Raw genomic sequence first — 16703 nt, 5'->3', positions numbered from 1 at the left:
GAAATGTGTTTATTTTTATTAATTTAATATTTTTTTAACCCTAATAAGACAGTGTTACCCTTTATGACATTAAAAAAAACGTCCCCAAAAATACTTTTTTTAATAGTTTCCTCTAGTGTTGTTTTTTTATTGCTTTATGCTGCTTTATTTTATTATATCAATAAAACAGAAAAGGAAGCATACCAGAATGCTGTTGAATTATTTGAAAGTAAAATTAACCAATTGTTAGTATTGGAATCTAAACCCATTTTAACAGCTTTAAATAATGATACCAACTGGGATGAATTTGTAAATTTTATTGCAACCAGAGATAAAAGCTGGTACGAGGAAACCATAAGCAACGAACTGGAAATTTACGGCGCTGATTATTTAGGTGTTTATGATCAGGATAAACAATTTATAATGCGTACTCCTACGCCTGTAATTAAAACACTTGATTTTGTTCCTGAGTCAGCCATGGCTTATCTGGATAATGTAAGAGTGGGGAAGTTTTATTTACAAATTCCCGAAGGAGTTGTAGAGATAACCGGAGCCACCATTCATCCTTCTGACGATCCTTTTAAAAACAAATCGGAACCTTCGGGTTATTTTTTTGCGGTGCGTTTAATCAATGCTGATTTTATTCGAAATTTAGAAAATATTACTTCTTCTAAAATTAAATTTCTGGCAACTAACGATAGTATTCCCCAGCAAAGACATATCGTGAGTTCTGTTTATCTTTTGAAAGATTTTCAGGGAAAACCCATTGGAAAACTCTTGTTTGAAAGGAAATTTGATGTTTATTTTGAAAACACAATTAGTATTTTGTATGCCATAATTATTGTGTTTATCCTCTATTTAATAATAAGTGTTTTTTATACTCAAAAACTCATTTACCGCCCTCTTTATCTGGTTCGTAAAGCACTTCAGAAAGAAAGTAAAGCAGCTATAGCCGAATTAAAAAAGTCAAGTGGGGAATTTAGTTATATCGGGAATTTATTCGAAGAAAATAACAATCAGAAACAGGCATTGATAAAAGCAAAAATAAAAGCTGAGGAAGGAGATTTGTTAAAAGCATCTTTTTTAGCCAATTTATCCCATGAGATAAGAACGCCAATGAATGCGATAAATGGTTTTACCGAACTTATTCTGAATACTGATATTGATAAAAAAGAACAAATTGAATATCTAAATGTGATTCAGAATAACGGTAAAAATCTGGTTTCGATTATTGATGATTTAATCGAAATGTCCAAAATAGATTCCAATCAGGTTTCGCCTAATTTCAGCGAAATTAATTTAGAATCCTGTATTGTAGAAGTGTATAAAACGCTCAAAATAACGATTCCTAAAACCAAAGCAATAAAATTTAAACTGATAAAAAGCAGCGTTCCGGCAGAGCATAATATTATTACCGATGAGATTAAATTAAAACAGGTTATTATTAATTTACTCACGAATGCTATTAAATATACCGATGAAGGTTTTGTGAAATTTAAATATGAAATAGACGAACAACAAAGTTTAATTCATTTTACAATTGAGGATACCGGAACCGGGATAGAAGAAGACCATCAACAACATGTTTTTGACCGTTTTAAACGAGTTGAAAATGATAAGTCCATACAAGTAGGAGGCTTAGGACTGGGGCTTTCTATTTCAAAGGCTTATATAGAAATTCTGGGTGGTACTATTCGTTTTGAATCAAAAATGGGGAAAGGTTCTACATTTTATTTTTCCATTCCGTTACAATATGTAAAATCAGAACCTATCATCGTAAAACCAATAAAAGAAAAAGAAGGAATGAAATCAGCCAATAAGACTATTTTAATTGCCGAAGATGATAATATTAATTTTTTGTTGTTCCAAAAAATGATGAAAGACAAAGATTTTGAGATTATCCGCGCTAAAAATGGACAGGAAGCAGTAGATATTTGTATTAGTAATTCGAATATTGATTTGGTTTTAATGGATATCAAAATGCCGGTTTTAAATGGTTTTGAAGCTGTTGAGCAAATAAAACCCATTCGACCAGAGTTGCCTATTATAGCCCAGACAGCTTATTCTTCTTCCGAAGACAGAATCAAAATTGAGAAAGCAGGATTTGATGATTACATCACAAAGCCGCTAAGCAGAGAACGTTTGTTTGAAATGATAGATAAATATTAATGAGGATACACAGAAATATCTGGGTTTTGATTTTGGGATTGCTGTCCGCTTTTGGATTTTCGCAAGAGGAACAGCAGCTAAAAGACACTCTCAGTAATGAAAAAAAATTAAGTTTGACTATTGATATCGTCAATCGGTATCTGTGGCGTGGACAATGCTGGGGTGGCAATTATCCTGCGATACAACCATCAATTGAATATGCAGTTTTACCTGGATTAACCTTGGGATTCTGGGGAACGACTAATTTTAAAAGCCAATATTTTTATCCTGATGGGGAAACTTATTATAAAGGATATCAGGAAATTGATTTTTATGTCACTTATCAAATTAATGATTTTTTACAATTCCAATTATGGGAATATTACTGGCCTTCGGTTTCTAAAGTAGCCGGAGTAAGTAATAAGTTTTTTGAATTTGGCCCCACAAGTTCGCAGACTATTGATGCGATGCTTTATTTTGATTTTTCCGAAGGTTATAAATATCCTTTTAATGCTACTATAAGTACTTTTATTGGAGGTAATGATTACCGTTATAATAGCGATGAAAAGCCGGTTCGCAATTATACAACGTATGTAGAACTGGGCTATACTTTTGATTTATTCGAAAATTCTTCCTGTAAAAAACTTCAGAATATCCAACTCGAACCTGCAATAGGTGCAGTGCTGAATAATAAAGCTGAATATTATTCTTTTGCCGATTATGATAAGCCTTCGCTAGTCAACTTAAGTATGAAAGCTACTCAGGAATTTGATTTAGGAAACGGAATAGCCATGCCGGTTTCATTAAATTATATACATAATGCTGCTACAAAAAACACCGAATTCTTTGGTGCTAATTTCCTGGTTGCAGGAATTAGTTTTGGATATTAATAAAAATAAAAAAGGCTGCCAATTTTTTGACAGCCATTAATTTATAAAATGAATTTGGATTTAATTTTTCAAATCTTTAATTACTTTAAAAGCAACATCTACTTGTTCTTCACTCACTAAAATCGTAAATTCATTAGAGGTAGAAATTACTTCATTGATAATGATTCCTTCCCAGGCCAAGCGTTGGAAAATAAAATAATAAATCCCCGGAATGACAATATTTTCTTTAGGTAATTTAACTGTAATAGAGGCTAAATTGTCTAATTTCTGAATTAGTTTTTCGTTAGAAAAATGTTTGTCAACCAATTTATTTACGGTATTACTTACTACGATATTAATTTCGTTTACCCCTCTTGAAGAAGTATAAAAAACATCGGGAAAACTATTAATATCCGAAATTAATTCTGCTTGTTTGTTTAAAACAGTTTCTGAAACAGCAAAAGTATAATCAGTTAAGGCAGATCTAACTGTGATTTCACCTATGTTTTTAATTACTTTATTGATTTTATGATTTAACCTGAAATCCAGTTCTTCAGTCAATCGCTTCAAAGACATTACAACCGCTCCTTGTTTTACTTCTTTTCCAAATTCACTCTCTAATTCCGACATGATGTTACGGGATAAGGAGGTTAAATTGATAATTCCAAGTGACAAAGCATTTAATAAAAATGGTTTTGTTTTGATGTAATTTTCGACTATTGAAGAAACAGTTTTCATAATTAAATAGGTGTTTTTACTTAGTTTCTAATCTGATTTACGTAGATAAATCGTTAAAAATTTAGGCAAATATAATTAAAAAAACAATTTGTTACAAAAATAACAACAAAAAATATCACTAAAAGTGATAAAAAGCATCTGTAAGATGTTCTATTACAAAAGATTTATTCTCTAAATGAATGGCGATAATGTCAAATCTAACATTAATATCAAGATCTTTTTCAACTACGTAGTTATCTATGGCTTTCGTAAGTAGTTTTATTTTTTTCGAATTTACAAAGTCCTGCGGGAGACCAAATTCAATCGAAGAACGGGTTTTTACTTCTATAATTGCCAGCGTGTCTTCTTTTTGGGCAATAATATCCACTTCGGCTTTTTGAAAAGTCCAATTGGTTTCTATAATTGTATAACCGTTGTTTTTTAAAAAGTCAACAGCCAATTCTTCTCCAAGTTTTCCTAATTCGTTGTGCTTAGCCATTGTTGCCTTGGTTTAACATATAAGTCATATAAGTTTTTTGCTCTTATCTGTTCTGTTAGAAGCTAGTAAAAACACAGCTCATATAAGTTAAGTTTAAGTTGGATGCTAACTTATATGACTTATATGTTAAAATTAATTACTCCTCAAATTTCAATGTACTTTTTACCGGAGTCACTTCCATAGAAACCGTGCTTCCTAAAGTCAAAGCTCTGTTGTCCTGAATGTGCCCTGCCGGGAAATTATAAATAATAGGAATATTGTATTTTTTAGTCACATCTTCAATAATCTGAACAGCATTTTTTCCCCAGGGAATATCGTTGTCTTTCATTTTTGTCATGGAACCTACCACAATTCCTTTGATGCTTTCCAGACACCCATTGCGTTTTAAGTTCATCATCATACGGTCAATATGATATAAGTACTCATCTAAATCTTCAATAAACAAGATTTTATCATCACAATCAATAGCCGATGGAGATCCAAACAAACTGTATAAAATAGATAAGTTTCCACCAACCAGTTCGCCTTTGGCAGAGCCAATTCTATTCATAGGGTCTGAAGGGATTTCGTAACTTAAAGCTTCGTTAAACAAAGCTTTCTTTAAAGTTTCCTTGGCTTCGGCTGTTGCTCTTGGAGCAGTAACAGGCATAATCCCGTGAATGGTTTTATAGCCTAAAGTATTCAAATGATTGTGTAACACGGTAATGTCACTAAAACCAACAATCCATTTGGGATGTTGTCTGAATTTGGTAAAATCTAAAGCATCAATAATTCTAACAGTTCCATAACCGCCTTTTACACACCAAATGGCTTTAATGTTGGGATTGTCCAGTTGAGTTTGAAAATCGGCAGTTCTTTGTTCGTCAGTTCCTGCCAGTTGATTATTATCGAGCCCAATGCTGTTCCCAATAACCACTTCCAGTCCCCAGCTATGCAGTAAATCGATGGCAGGTTGCAGATGGTTATCCATATATTTTCGTGCTGTGGCTACAATGGCAACGGTGTCTCCTTTTTGTAAAGCGGCTGGTGTAATCATTTGTTGTTGGGCTTGACTGTTGAAAGATTGAAAAATAAAAATCAGAAATACACAAATGGTTCGTTTTGAAATTAAAAATCGAGAAGTAAGCATGGTGGTGTTTTTCCGAAATAAATACTAAATAAAATGCCTTTGCGGGACATTTAAACAAAGATAGTCAAATTCAAAAATAATTTTAAGATAGTTGTTCAAAATGTACTAAATTTACTAAAGTCCTTTAAATTGAATGGGTTATGAAAATGGTTAAATTGCTATTGTTGCTCAGTTTTCTGTTTTTGTTCCGAATAGGATTTTCGCAACAAAAAAGTTTTCGTATTCATACCCTTGTATTTTATAATTTCGAAAATCTTTTTGATACTATCAATGATCCTCATACTAATGATGACGAATGGACACCTGATGGCACTCAGCGGTGGACAGCACAAAAATACCAGCAAAAATTAGAAAACTTATCCCGCGTCCTGACGGAAATAGGCAAACCGGAAAACAGCAACACACCTACATTTATCGCTGGTTCTGAAATTGAAAACCGGGGTGTTTTAGAAGATTTAGTACAACACCCTAAAATGGCCTTGCATGATTATGGAATTATCCATTTTGATTCCCCTGATAAAAGAGGGATAGATGTTGCTTTATTGTTCCAGAAAAAATATTTTCTGCCTGTTTCTTATGCTAATATTCCACTTTATATTTATAAAAAGGAAGTTGAAGACAAAGAACCTGATCCGCTTTCAGAGGATTTAGATCAGGATGAGGTAGTTAACACCTATGATAATCGTGTTTTTACACGGGATCAATTATTGATTACAGGTTTTCTGGATGGCGAAGAAATCAATATTATTGTCAACCACTGGCCATCACGTTCCGGAGGTGAGAAAAAGACAAGTGCATTCAGGGAAGCAGCCGGAATGTTAAATCGTAAAATAATTGATTCTTTACAAAAAATAAATCCAAATGCCAAAGTGATTACACTAGGCGATTTAAACGACGGTCCCTTTAATAACAGTATTAAAAAAGCCTTGAATGCTAAAGCTAAAAAGCAAGATGTTCCTGAATTTGGAATCTACAATCCTTTTGAAGAAATGGCTAAAAAAGGCTTGGGAACTATTGCGTTTCGGGATTCCTGGGATATTTTTGACCAAATTATGGTAACTCAATCATTAGTTAAAAATGATTTTTCGACTTATCAGTATTGGAAAGCAGGCATTTTTAATAAAAGTTATTTGATTCAGAATTCCGGTCAGTATAAAGGATATCCCAAACGGCATTCGGCTACCGAAGTGGGTTTTAGCGATCATTTCCCGGTTTATATTTATTTGATTAAAGAAGCTAAATGATGTTTTGAGCTTGTTACGCAAAGACTCACCAAAGAAAACACAGAGTTTTGCTAAAATTTTTTAAATATTTTTCTTGGTGTGTCTCGGCGGTTTTTTGCGAATCTTCGTGAAACCAAAAGAAACCAAAATTCTTTTTTTCGTACCTTAGCTTTTCTTAAAACAACTCAAAATGGCAATTTCAAGACCTTTTAATCTCACTAAATGGATTGACGAAAACCGTCAATTGCTTAAACCACCTGTTGGCAACAAAAACTTATATGTAGATTCAGGCGACTATATCGTGATGATTGTTGCGGGTCCAAATGCCCGAAAAGATTTTCATTACAATGAAACCGAAGAATTATTTTATCAGCTCGAAGGTTCTATAGAAGTACACATTCAGGAAGATGGTGAACGAAAAGTGATGCAACTCAATCCTGGTGATATGTACCTGCATCCTGCGGGAATTCCACATTCTCCTGTTCGTTCGGCAGGTTCTATTGGTTTGGTCATTGAGCGAAAAAGAGCCAAACAGGGTTTTACAGACGGTTTATTATGGTATTGTGACAATTGTAATCACAAGTTGCACGAAGTCTATTTTGAACTCAACAATATCGAAAAAGATTTTCTGCCTCATTTTGAACACTTTTACAATTCAGAAAAACTACGAACTTGTGAAAACTGCGGAAAAGTTATGGAAACCGATTCAAGATTTACCGCTAAAAAATAATTTTTTTCAGGAGCTATTCCTGTCATCCGCTCTATCTTTATGTCCTTAAAGAAAGGACATAAAGGATGCCTCCCGAAGTCTCGGGACTACCAGGGCTAAAACACGAAATCTACTCATTATCATGACAACAATTGCAACACAATTTGGAATAAAAGCCGCTTTAGAACAATTAGGAATTAGCGAACTAAACGAAGGAACATCCACAGGAACGAACTCTTTTTCTTCAGGGGCAATTCTGGAAAGTTATTCTCCGGTAGATGGTCAGTTGATTGCAAAAGTAAAAACCACTTCAGCAGCCGATTATGAAAAAGTAATGCAGGCCGCTACAGAAGCTTTCCAGTCATTTCGATTAATTCCGGCACCACAACGCGGAGAAATTGTGCGTCAGTTGGGAGAAAAATTACGTCAAAATAAAGAAGCCTTAGGCAAATTAGTTTCTTACGAAATGGGGAAATCGCTGCAGGAAGGTTATGGCGAAGTTCAGGAAATGATTGATATTTGTGATTTTGCTGTTGGACTTTCCCGTCAATTACATGGATTAACCATGCATTCTGAAAGGCCTAATCACAGGATGTATGAGCAATACCATTCCTTAGGTGTGGTGGGAATTATATCCGCATTTAATTTTCCGGTTGCTGTCTGGTCTTGGAATGCTGCTTTAGCATTAGTTTGCGGAGATGTTTGTGTTTGGAAACCATCAGAGAAAACACCATTATGCGGAATTGCCTGTCAAAATATTTTGGCTAAGGTTTTAGAGGAAAATAAATTGCCAGAAGGAATTTCCTGTTTAATTAATGGTGATTATAAATTAGGGGAACTATTGACTAAGGATTCCCGAATTCCATTAATTTCTGCTACAGGATCTACTCGTATGGGAAAGATTGTAGCCCAAACTGTTGCGGCTCGTTTAGGTAAAACTTTATTAGAATTAGGCGGAAACAACGCAATTATTGTCACTCCCGATGCTGATATTAAAATGACCGTTATCGGGGCAGTTTTTGGCGCAGTGGGAACAGCGGGACAGCGTTGTACTTCTACACGAAGATTAATCATTCACGATAGTATTTATGATAAGGTTGCAGCTGCTTTGGTTGCGGCTTACCAACAATTGCGTATTGGAAATCCATTGGACGAAAAAAATCATGTAGGACCGCTAATTGATTTTGATGCTGTTGACAAATACAACAAAGCCTTAGAAAAAGCAGTGACGGAAGGAGCTAAAATTCTGGTAGACGGAGCAGTGCTTTCCGGTTCAGGATATGAGAGTGGATGTTATGTGCAACCTGCCATTGTGGAAGCTGATAATGCTTTCGAAATTGTGCAACAAGAAACTTTTGCACCTGTTTTGTATTTGTTAAAATACTCAGGAACTGTAGAAAATGCTATTGCTATTCAAAACAATGTAGCCCAGGGATTGTCTTCGGCAATTATGACCAACAACTTGCGGGAAGCTGAACTTTTCTTATCTGCATCAGGTTCTGATTGCGGAATTGCCAATGTAAACATAGGAACTTCCGGAGCCGAAATTGGCGGTGCTTTTGGTGGAGAAAAAGAAACAGGCGGCGGCCGCGAATCAGGATCGGATGCCTGGAAAGTCTATATGCGGAGACAAACCAACACTATTAATTACGGCAGTACTTTACCACTGGCACAAGGAATAAAATTTGATTTGTAATTTTAAGAGAGCATTTTAGAAGATAGTTGTATGTTTTTACTAGAATAATCCTCAATGGAAGCATTTACTGATGTAAGCTTAACAAATTGAATTATATCTTCCCGGGTGGCTCTATTTGCATAAGTTTTGCTGGTGCCTAAAATTTTACCGTTTGCTGATTTTAGATTAAAATAGCATTCATTATCAGTAGTTCTTTTTCGATAGAATTTAGAATCATCCTGAGAATTATTTTTTATAGATTCGATAACATTTAAACACATGGCTTTGTTTCTATAGCCTGATTTTTCAAAAATTATTTCATCATTATTGGTTCGAAATTCATATTTAAATTCGCCATTTGTATTTTTGCTAATTACAAATTTTCCCATTTTAACCGAATATTTTGTTGAGATTAATTACTAAAAATAATTTTGAAAGTAGTTCCTTCATTTACCTTACTTTCTACACTAATTTCTCCATTCATTGCTTCAATTTGATTTTTTGTGATATATAAACCCACGCCATTTGCGTTTTGGTGTTTATGAAATGTTTTATACATACCAAATAATAACTGTCCGTGTTTTTCTAAATCAATGCCTAATCCATTATCACTTATTGTTAAAATCTTTTTATCATTTTCTGTAAAAAACTCAAATGTAATGATGGGAAATCGGTCGGGATGAGCATATTTTACAGCATTGGTCGTAAAATTTAACAGAATACTTTCCAGATATGCGGCGTTAAAATTGATGGTATTTCCTTTTGGAATTTTATTGATTATAGTAATATTATTTTCAAGTCCGTAATTATTAATTATGGAGTTATTTTTTTCCAGAAAGCTATTTAAATCCAAGGGTTCTCTTGTAACACTTAAGTTATTTTGAATATTCACAATTTGGGACAAATGAGCGATGGTGGCACTCAGATTATTAGAAACAGTTCTTAAATGATTGAGGTATTCCTTGCCGGTTTCATTATTGTCTTCAGTTTCAATCATGTCCAGAAGCATTTTGATGTTTCCGGCATGTGTATTTAAATTATGAGCTGTGATGTGAGAAAAATTTAATAAACGACTATTATGTTCTTTATATTGTTGTAGGACTAAATCTGTTTCATTTTCTTTTTTTTGTGCAATAACACCCAAGTTTAAGTCCTGATTTTCCATAATGACTGGTTTAAAAAACTGAATATAAAAAACGGTTTCTCCATTAAAATTCAGCTTTGTTTTTATATAAGCTTTAAAAACAGACAAGCCTTTTTTAGGAAGCAGGCTTCTAAAGTCAATTTCTGCTTTCCTTTCAGTTTTTTTGAGTTGAATAAATAGTCGAAGTATTTTAATCCTATCCGCTTTATGAATGCTATTATAAAATAGCGGCAGAAAAGTGTCAGAGATAAGATTTGTTGGTAATCCGAATGTTTTGTAAATTGATTTACCTATAAGTAATTTATGAAAACTATTATCAGGAGCAATTTTAAATAATAACATATCTTCTGCTATATCATTAAAGAGCGTTTCCTGGAAATCATTCGGGTTTTTAGAGATATTTTGAAAATGAGATTTCATACTTTTTTAGTTTAAAAATTCAAATCATTACAAAAACCAAAAATGTTTTTTTTCAATCAGACCAAATAATGTAAATTATCTTTTTAAAGCATAATTATCTAAAAATAAGTAGGGTAGTCAACGAATTTTCAGATATAATTCGCTTTTTTATTCTGATTTTCAATTTTAAATTCATGTATTTAAATAGCTGAGCGGTTTGTAATAATACAAATATAACTGCTGTGAAATCAGGGGAATGTAGAGGTTATTAGTTTGTGGATGTAGAATTATTTCTACAAAAGGAAGGTTTAAATTCGATTAGGAGATGAATTTAACTACAAATAAAAAATTATTCGTTATCATCATATAACCTGAATAGTTCTATTAATGCAGCTAAACTATCAATTTCTAATTTTTCAAAAATTCTATTTTTAAAAGTACTGACAGTTGTTTTTTTGATGTTTAAAATATCTGATATTTCTAAGTTACCATGACCTTTAATAAGCATTTTGGCTACTTCTAATTCCCGGTTAGATAATTGCTCAATTGGGTTAATAGGGGATTTAGAGATATAGGAATCTAAAATTCTGTCTTTAACATTTTGAGTGATGTATTTCCCGGTTAAAACCATGGTTGTCAGGGCATTTTTCATTTCTTCTTCAGAACTGTTTTTGTTTAAGTAGCCCGATGCACCAGAGTTTAGATACCTTAACGCATAAATATCTTCGTTATATGCTGTAAAAATTAAAATTTTAATTCCTGGCTGTATGTTTTTTATATCCTGAATAATATTGATGCTGCTTCCATCGGGGAAATTAATATCTAAAATCAATAAATCTATTTTAGTTTCATGTAGTATTTTAAAGGTGTCTTTAAAATTTCCGGACTTGTATATTTTAGGATTTAAAAACAGCTCATTAATTAACATAGCAATTCCTTGTCTCACAATGCTGTGGTCGTCTGTAATTAAAAATGTACAGTGGTTTGATAATTTCATTTCTTTTTACTTGATTAAAGTTTATCCTAAAATTTGCTCAATATTAAATTGAATATAACGGTAGTTCCTTTTCCTTCTTCACTTTGAACATGGATATCGCCTTCAAATAATTCAATTATTTCTTTACATAAATTGAGACCTAATCCTACACCCAGATCATTAACTTTGTTAGAAATAGTGCCTTGGTAATAGGATTTAAAAATATTTTTTAAATCATTTTGATTTATGCCGGTTCCGTTATCAGCAATTTCAACATGGAGATTTATTTCATAATCGGTGAGCTGGTTAGCCTTGATAACAATATTAATAATGCCGTTTTCGGTAAACTTATTTGCATTTCCAATGATGTTATAAAACAATTGATGAATTTTAGCGGCATCCGTATATATCTTGTAATCTGATTCGAGATTTGAAATAACATTGATTTTATTTCCTTTCACTTCGGCAAGAGAACTCATGGAAGAAACAATCTGATTAATTTCCGTTTTTAACTCAATTTCCTGATTTTTCAAATGGAGTTTCTGATGTTCATCTTTAGAATATTCTAAAATTTGATTGGACAGAAGCAGCAATGAATTTGTTGTAAATTCTATTGATTTAAAAGTGTTTTTCACTTCCTTGTCTTTAATTAATGAGCGTACTTTTCTACTGTACATCGAAATGATATTCAGTGGTGAGCGAATTTCATGACTAATCATTCCCATAATTCGATTTTTAAAAATCAAATTCTGCTGTACTTGCTTTTGTGCTTTTATCAGTCTTTTTTCATATTCAAAAGCTACATGTGTAAAACTGAGGAGAATAATGGATACAATAAACATGATAATAATCAAGAATAGTATCGAATAATTTCTAACAGTTTTGTTGGATTGGTATTGGTTAACAATATTTTGTTCATTGTTGGTCTGAACTACATCAGCCGATTTTTTATAGTTAGTAATGATGTTTTGGCTTAAGCTTAGTAATTCATTGTTAAGTACAATTAATTCTAAATCCTTTTTTCTCAAATCAAAAAATGATTTTTTTAACTTTGCAAACTCATTTTGATAATAAGCGTTACTCTTGTTAAAAGCATTTTTTAATTGGTCTTCAATGCTTCCCGAAACGATCCCGTCTTTGTATTTCATTGTTACAACAACGTTAATTTGTTCTTTTTGAACATTTAAACGACCAGCTAAGGCATCTCCAATTCGACCCAGCAAACCTTTCTTTAAAACCGTGTCTACTTTAATATAAGAATCCGTTTTCACGTTATCTAATATTTTTTGGGTTTCAAATCTGGTTAAGTTAAATAAATCGGTTGCATTCTCATTATTCTTGTTTATTTGCTTATTGATAATAGAATCAATTGATGATTTTAAAACTAAAAGGGAAGCTTCTGTCTGCGCTTTTTTAAAAAATATTTTTTTATAATTCAAATTAGCATCGGTAAGAATACGTAAACTGTCTAATGAATTACTGATGTTGTTTAATGATGATGCGTATTTTTGAAATGAAATCTGATCTTTGTTTTTAAGATAGTTATTGAAATTTTCCTGTGACTCTATCAAAGAGATGTTTGCCCGATTAGTGTAATTAATAATTTTATTTGCAGAGGAAATTTCGTCCAGAGCATTAGATAGTTTTGTTTCGTTTTTAGTTTCATTATACCAGATAAAAACAGCAATAATTTGCAATAAAATTACGCTGGTTAATAAAGTGTAATGAATAATTTTTCGGTGCTCAAATTTTAATTTCTTTAAATAGAAAGCATTGAATTTTGGGAGGGTTTTATTCAAAATTTTTAATATTAAATTAATTTAAGGAAATAAAGACTACAGGAGGATAGATTTTTTTTTATTGGTTATGAAGATTTCAAATCCGTTAAAAACAGTTTGTGGTTCAAAATAATCTAAAAATTAAATCATACTAATTTCATCTCGACAGAAAAAATATTAATAAAAGGTTGTTAAATAGAGTCTGATAATTCAGGTGTTAAATTAATATATTAAATAAGTTTTGGGAAAAATCCCGGAATAGCTTTAAATTAAATGTCGTTTGTTTAGTGCAAAATTACGGATATTATCCAGCAACAAAATGTAAAATATTAGCGATATAGTTGTAGAATTTATTCTACATACATGAATATTAATGAATGGTTTTTTAACAGCTTAAAAAAAAGGCAAACTGAATTTTTCAATTTGCCTTAATTTTTTTTATAAATTAAACGAAGCTCCAATGTTAAAAGTAAATTGATTGTTCAAACGTTCAAATCCGGTTGCTTCCGGTTTGTATTTAGCAATAGGAACGCCTATTTCACTCACAACCCCAAAACCGTCTGTAAAGAAATAACGAATTCCCAAATGCGCACCAAAATTTCTCAATCCTAAATCCAATCCGGGATAAATATCTACTTTTTCATCAATATTGAACACATTCCCCAAATTTGCATTAAAACGGGCCTTAAGGTCTATCCTGTCGCCAAAATCAGGTTTGTTGCCCAAATCATCTTTACTAACAGATAATAAATAAGAACTTAAAACCCCAACGGAGATGTTTTCGCCCAAACCAAAATCTGAAGAAAGGCGAATTCCTGAGCCTCCATTCTGGATATTAGCAGCGATGTCAAATTTAGTATCTCCTTTTCCTTTAAAAGCCTGAGCGTTTATTAAACCTGTAACAGTTAATAATACAAAAATGAATGTTTTTTTCATGATAATTTTTTTGTACAAATGTATTTAATTTCTTCCTTTTTCATCGAAATATAAGTTACATAATGGTTCGCTTTGCCAATATTCTTTTGTATCTATATCCATAATGGTTAATGGGCCTTTAAAAGCGGCTCCGGTATCCACATTCCAGATACAGGCTTTCTTTACTGGAATGCTTTGATTAATGCGGGTAACAGGTGTGTGGCCTATGTAAATTTCGTTGTACAGGGTAAGCCGTTTAGGATACCTGACATCCGAAGAAGCAATGTTTTCATCTAATGCTAAGGCCATTTCCCAAAGAGTTCTGTCCCAGTAGAACAATTTAGGAAAATATTCAAAATTTACTCCGTTCATATTGGTGAAACCGGCATGGATAAATAAGCGTTGTTGTTCATCCAGGTAATAATCTTTTAATTCCTGTAAAAACGCAACATGTTTACGCTTGGTTTCATCACTTACTTTTTCATAAGCAATTACTGTTGCTTCCCCACCGTGATTGTACCACATAAGGTTATCCTTATTGTCTTTTAGCCAATGCAATAATAATTCATCATGATTTCCTCTAATAAAAACACAGTCGTTTTTTAAGTTTAATTCTATTAAAAAATCGATTACCTGGGGTGATTGGCTCCAGCCATCTACATAATCCCCTAAGAAAATCAGTTTATCTTTTTCGGTAACCTGAGCTCTCTCCATTATTTGATGCAAGGCACGTAAACCTCCGTGAATGTCTCCTATTACTAATGTCCTCATTTTTCTGAAATCTGCTTTTATGCTCTAATATAATAAAAATAGCTCAAAGAGATTGTATAGCGGATTTTTTTTAATGTAAAAAATTGGATTATTCTAATAAGCTAGAAGAAAGTGTTGAAAACAAGATTTTTTACTTTACAATATACCCACTTTTAGTGATGCATTTTGTCGACTTTTTTTAATTAACTTTGATAATATTATTTGAATAATCCAAATTAAGACCGTTTTTGTTAGAAACTTTTTAGATAAGGATGTGTTATTCATAGAAAAGTAAATTATGAAAAATGAACTTTCAGATTATAAACAAGCCCTGGATGAATCAGCTATAGTAGCAATTACAGATCAAAAAGGTACTATTATTCATGCTAATGATAATTTTTGCAAAATATCCAAATACAGTAGGGAGGAATTAATTGGACAAGATCACCGGATTATTAATTCTGGCTTTCACCCGAAGGAATTTATCAGAGAGATATGGACTACAATTGCAAAAGGTGAAATTTGGAAAGGGGAACTTAAAAATAAAGCTAAGGATGGAACCACCTATTGGGTTGATACTACTATTGTCCCTTTTTTGAATGAGGCGGGAAAGCCTTATCAGTATATTGCTATAAGATCAGATATTACCTTTAGAAAAGAGGCAGAAGAAAATTTAATCAAATATTCTAATGCGTTAGAAATCACTAATAAACAGCTTGTTGATTTCTGTAATATTGTTTCACATAATTTAAGGGCACCTTTAATCAATATTGCAATGCTGGTTGATTTTATTGAACAAAGCGAAGATGAAGAAGAAAGAAAAGAAGTCCAGGTCAAAATAAAACCAGTAATTAATCATTTATTAGAAGTTTTTAATGAACTGGTCGAGTCTATCCAAATCCAACAAGATGCAGGGATTAAAATAGATGAAATTGTTTTAGAAGATTGTTTGGAAAAAATTTTAATTGGATTTGAAACGCAAATTCAAGAATATAATGCCAGTATTAAAATAGACTTAGATGGCGTATCTACAATACTTTCCCCTCAAAAATATATAGAAAGTATATTTACTAATTTAATTAGTAATGCTTTAAAATACAGATCAACTCAAAGAAAATTAGAAATAAAAATCAAAGCCCAACAATTAAAGGATACTATTTTAATAGCTGTTTCTGATAATGGTTTAGGTATTGATCTTAATATGCATAAGAATCATATTTTTAAAATTAGAAAAACCTTTCATAAGCATAATGATGCAAAAGGATTTGGACTTTATTTAATTAAAACCCAAGTAGAGGCAATGGGCGGGAGAATTTGGGTTGAGAGTACAGTAGATGTTGGATCTACTTTTTTTGTTGAATTTAAAACACTTATGATATGAAGACAATTAGAAATATGACATTAATTGATGATGATGATATTTTTGTTTTTTTGACTAAAAAAGCTATTCAGACCACTAATTTAGTCGAATTGATTAAGGTTTTTGGTAATGGATTAGATGCAATAAACTTTCTTAAGGAGAATTGTAACAATTCTGATGCGTTGCCGGAAATTATATTACTGGATCTTAGTATGCCTATAATGGATGGATGGCAATTTCTGGATGAATTTACGAAATTGGCACCTAAAATAGATAAAAAAATAACCATCTATATTTGTTCTTCATCTATATCTCCCAGTGATGTTTTACTGGCTAAAAAAAACAATTTAGTTTCAGATTATATCATAAAGCCGGTATCAAAGGAAAAATTAATTGAGCTTATTAAAGGTCTTATTGACGCTATTTAGCAAAG

Annotated in this window: 16 protein-coding genes; 7 read left to right on the top strand and 9 right to left on the bottom strand. The window is 32.1% G+C overall.

Annotated features, from left to right (window positions below):
- Positions 1–63 precede the first annotated feature (63 nt).
- Positions 64–2148: an ATP-binding protein gene (locus BUB89_RS04345; protein WP_073242334.1), complete on the top strand. Its 2085-nt coding sequence runs from the start codon at positions 64–66 to the stop codon at positions 2146–2148.
- Positions 2148–3017 carry a TorF family putative porin gene (locus tag BUB89_RS04340; RefSeq protein WP_073242331.1) on the top strand — a complete coding sequence of 290 codons (870 nt, stop codon included), beginning with the start codon at positions 2148–2150 and terminating at the stop codon, positions 3015–3017. The genes BUB89_RS04345 and BUB89_RS04340 overlap by 1 nt, the downstream gene beginning before the upstream one ends.
- Before the next feature lie 60 nt (positions 3018–3077).
- Here the strand turns inward: BUB89_RS04340 and BUB89_RS04335 are convergent, their stop codons facing one another.
- From BUB89_RS04335 to BUB89_RS04325, 3 genes are all read right to left on the bottom strand, one after another.
- Positions 3078–3734 carry an aspartate kinase gene (locus BUB89_RS04335; protein ID WP_073242328.1) on the bottom strand — a complete coding sequence of 219 codons (657 nt, stop codon included), beginning with the start codon at positions 3732–3734 and terminating at the stop codon, positions 3078–3080.
- Between the two features lie 118 nt (positions 3735–3852).
- Positions 3853–4212 (bottom strand): YraN family protein, encoded by a 360-nt coding sequence (locus tag BUB89_RS04330; RefSeq protein ID WP_073242326.1) that lies wholly within the window; start codon positions 4210–4212, stop codon positions 3853–3855.
- Between the two features lie 136 nt (positions 4213–4348).
- A complete protein-coding gene (locus BUB89_RS04325) occupies positions 4349–5248 on the bottom strand; it encodes a S66 peptidase family protein (protein WP_141384410.1) in 900 nt (299 codons plus the stop codon).
- 233 nt (positions 5249–5481) lie between these two features.
- Here BUB89_RS04325 and BUB89_RS04320 point away from each other — a divergent pair, with 233 nt between their 5' ends.
- The 3 genes from BUB89_RS04320 to amaB all read left to right on the top strand — a co-directional run bounded on the left by BUB89_RS04320 (position 5482) and on the right by amaB (position 8969).
- On the top strand, positions 5482–6585 hold the full coding sequence (locus BUB89_RS04320; protein ID WP_073242321.1) for an endonuclease/exonuclease/phosphatase family protein: 1104 nt from the start codon (positions 5482–5484) through the stop codon (positions 6583–6585).
- A gap of 169 nt (positions 6586–6754) precedes the next feature.
- Positions 6755–7294 carry a 3-hydroxyanthranilate 3,4-dioxygenase gene (locus BUB89_RS04315; protein WP_073242319.1) on the top strand — a complete coding sequence of 180 codons (540 nt, stop codon included), beginning with the start codon at positions 6755–6757 and terminating at the stop codon, positions 7292–7294.
- 121 nt (positions 7295–7415) lie between these two features.
- Positions 7416–8969 carry an L-piperidine-6-carboxylate dehydrogenase gene (amaB, locus tag BUB89_RS04310; RefSeq protein WP_073242317.1) on the top strand — a complete coding sequence of 518 codons (1554 nt, stop codon included), beginning with the start codon at positions 7416–7418 and terminating at the stop codon, positions 8967–8969.
- 2 nt (positions 8970–8971) lie between these two features.
- On the opposite strand, the gene BUB89_RS04305 is transcribed toward amaB, so the two are convergent.
- From BUB89_RS04305 to BUB89_RS04280, 6 genes are all read right to left on the bottom strand, one after another.
- Positions 8972–9337 carry a YegP family protein gene (locus BUB89_RS04305; protein ID WP_073242314.1) on the bottom strand — a complete coding sequence of 122 codons (366 nt, stop codon included), beginning with the start codon at positions 9335–9337 and terminating at the stop codon, positions 8972–8974.
- Positions 9338–9360: 23 nt separating this feature from the next.
- Positions 9361–10512: a sensor histidine kinase gene (locus BUB89_RS04300; protein WP_073242311.1), complete on the bottom strand. Its 1152-nt coding sequence runs from the start codon at positions 10510–10512 to the stop codon at positions 9361–9363.
- A gap of 328 nt (positions 10513–10840) precedes the next feature.
- Entirely contained in the window at positions 10841–11488 is a 648-nt protein-coding gene (locus BUB89_RS04295; protein ID WP_073242309.1) for a response regulator transcription factor, read from the bottom strand.
- Between the two features lie 26 nt (positions 11489–11514).
- Positions 11515–13266 carry a sensor histidine kinase gene (locus BUB89_RS04290; RefSeq protein WP_073242307.1) on the bottom strand — a complete coding sequence of 584 codons (1752 nt, stop codon included), beginning with the start codon at positions 13264–13266 and terminating at the stop codon, positions 11515–11517.
- Positions 13267–13683: 417 nt separating this feature from the next.
- Positions 13684–14181 (bottom strand): DUF6646 family protein, encoded by a 498-nt coding sequence (locus BUB89_RS04285; RefSeq protein ID WP_073242305.1) that lies wholly within the window; start codon positions 14179–14181, stop codon positions 13684–13686.
- A gap of 24 nt (positions 14182–14205) precedes the next feature.
- Positions 14206–14931 (bottom strand): metallophosphoesterase family protein, encoded by a 726-nt coding sequence (locus BUB89_RS04280; RefSeq protein WP_073242303.1) that lies wholly within the window; start codon positions 14929–14931, stop codon positions 14206–14208.
- A gap of 277 nt (positions 14932–15208) precedes the next feature.
- Between BUB89_RS04280 and BUB89_RS04275 the strand changes: the two genes are divergently transcribed.
- Together BUB89_RS04275 and BUB89_RS04270 are read left to right on the top strand one after the other, a co-directional pair.
- Positions 15209–16291: a sensor histidine kinase gene (locus BUB89_RS04275; RefSeq protein WP_073242301.1), complete on the top strand. Its 1083-nt coding sequence runs from the start codon at positions 15209–15211 to the stop codon at positions 16289–16291.
- Positions 16288–16698, top strand: a complete 411-nt coding sequence (locus tag BUB89_RS04270) for a response regulator (RefSeq protein ID WP_073242299.1) — start codon at positions 16288–16290, stop codon at positions 16696–16698. Before BUB89_RS04275 ends, BUB89_RS04270 begins: the two co-directional genes overlap by 4 nt.
- Positions 16699–16703 lie beyond the last annotated feature (5 nt).

Source organism: Flavobacterium flevense (assembly GCF_900142775.1).
In the GTDB taxonomy this organism is placed as follows: domain Bacteria; phylum Bacteroidota; class Bacteroidia; order Flavobacteriales; family Flavobacteriaceae; genus Flavobacterium; species Flavobacterium flevense.
Note: the sequence above shows the minus strand (reverse complement) of the source record. Positions and strands in the feature narration are given on the sequence as shown.

Bases quoted from the DNA above. Each gene is read 5' to 3' on its own strand.
- BUB89_RS04345 (WP_073242334.1), top strand. From the start codon at position 64: ATGACATTAAAAAAAACGTCCCCAAAAATACTTTTTTTAATAGTTTCC.
- BUB89_RS04340 (WP_073242331.1), top strand. From the start codon at position 2,148: ATGAGGATACACAGAAATATCTGGGTTTTGATTTTGGGATTGCTGTCC.
- BUB89_RS04335 (WP_073242328.1), bottom strand. From the start codon at position 3,734: ATGAAAACTGTTTCTTCAATAGTCGAAAATTACATCAAAACAAAACCA.
- BUB89_RS04330 (WP_073242326.1), bottom strand. From the start codon at position 4,212: ATGGCTAAGCACAACGAATTAGGAAAACTTGGAGAAGAATTGGCTGTT.
- BUB89_RS04325 (WP_141384410.1), bottom strand. From the start codon at position 5,248: ATGATTACACCAGCCGCTTTACAAAAAGGAGACACCGTTGCCATTGTA.
- BUB89_RS04320 (WP_073242321.1), top strand. From the start codon at position 5,482: ATGAAAATGGTTAAATTGCTATTGTTGCTCAGTTTTCTGTTTTTGTTC.
- BUB89_RS04315 (WP_073242319.1), top strand. From the start codon at position 6,755: ATGGCAATTTCAAGACCTTTTAATCTCACTAAATGGATTGACGAAAAC.
- amaB (WP_073242317.1), top strand. From the start codon at position 7,416: ATGACAACAATTGCAACACAATTTGGAATAAAAGCCGCTTTAGAACAA.
- BUB89_RS04305 (WP_073242314.1), bottom strand. From the start codon at position 9,337: ATGGGAAAATTTGTAATTAGCAAAAATACAAATGGCGAATTTAAATAT.
- BUB89_RS04300 (WP_073242311.1), bottom strand. From the start codon at position 10,512: ATGAAATCTCATTTTCAAAATATCTCTAAAAACCCGAATGATTTCCAG.
- BUB89_RS04295 (WP_073242309.1), bottom strand. From the start codon at position 11,488: ATGAAATTATCAAACCACTGTACATTTTTAATTACAGACGACCACAGC.
- BUB89_RS04285 (WP_073242305.1), bottom strand. From the start codon at position 14,181: ATGAAAAAAACATTCATTTTTGTATTATTAACTGTTACAGGTTTAATA.
- BUB89_RS04280 (WP_073242303.1), bottom strand. From the start codon at position 14,931: ATGAGGACATTAGTAATAGGAGACATTCACGGAGGTTTACGTGCCTTG.
- BUB89_RS04275 (WP_073242301.1), top strand. From the start codon at position 15,209: ATGAAAAATGAACTTTCAGATTATAAACAAGCCCTGGATGAATCAGCT.
- BUB89_RS04270 (WP_073242299.1), top strand. From the start codon at position 16,288: ATGAAGACAATTAGAAATATGACATTAATTGATGATGATGATATTTTT.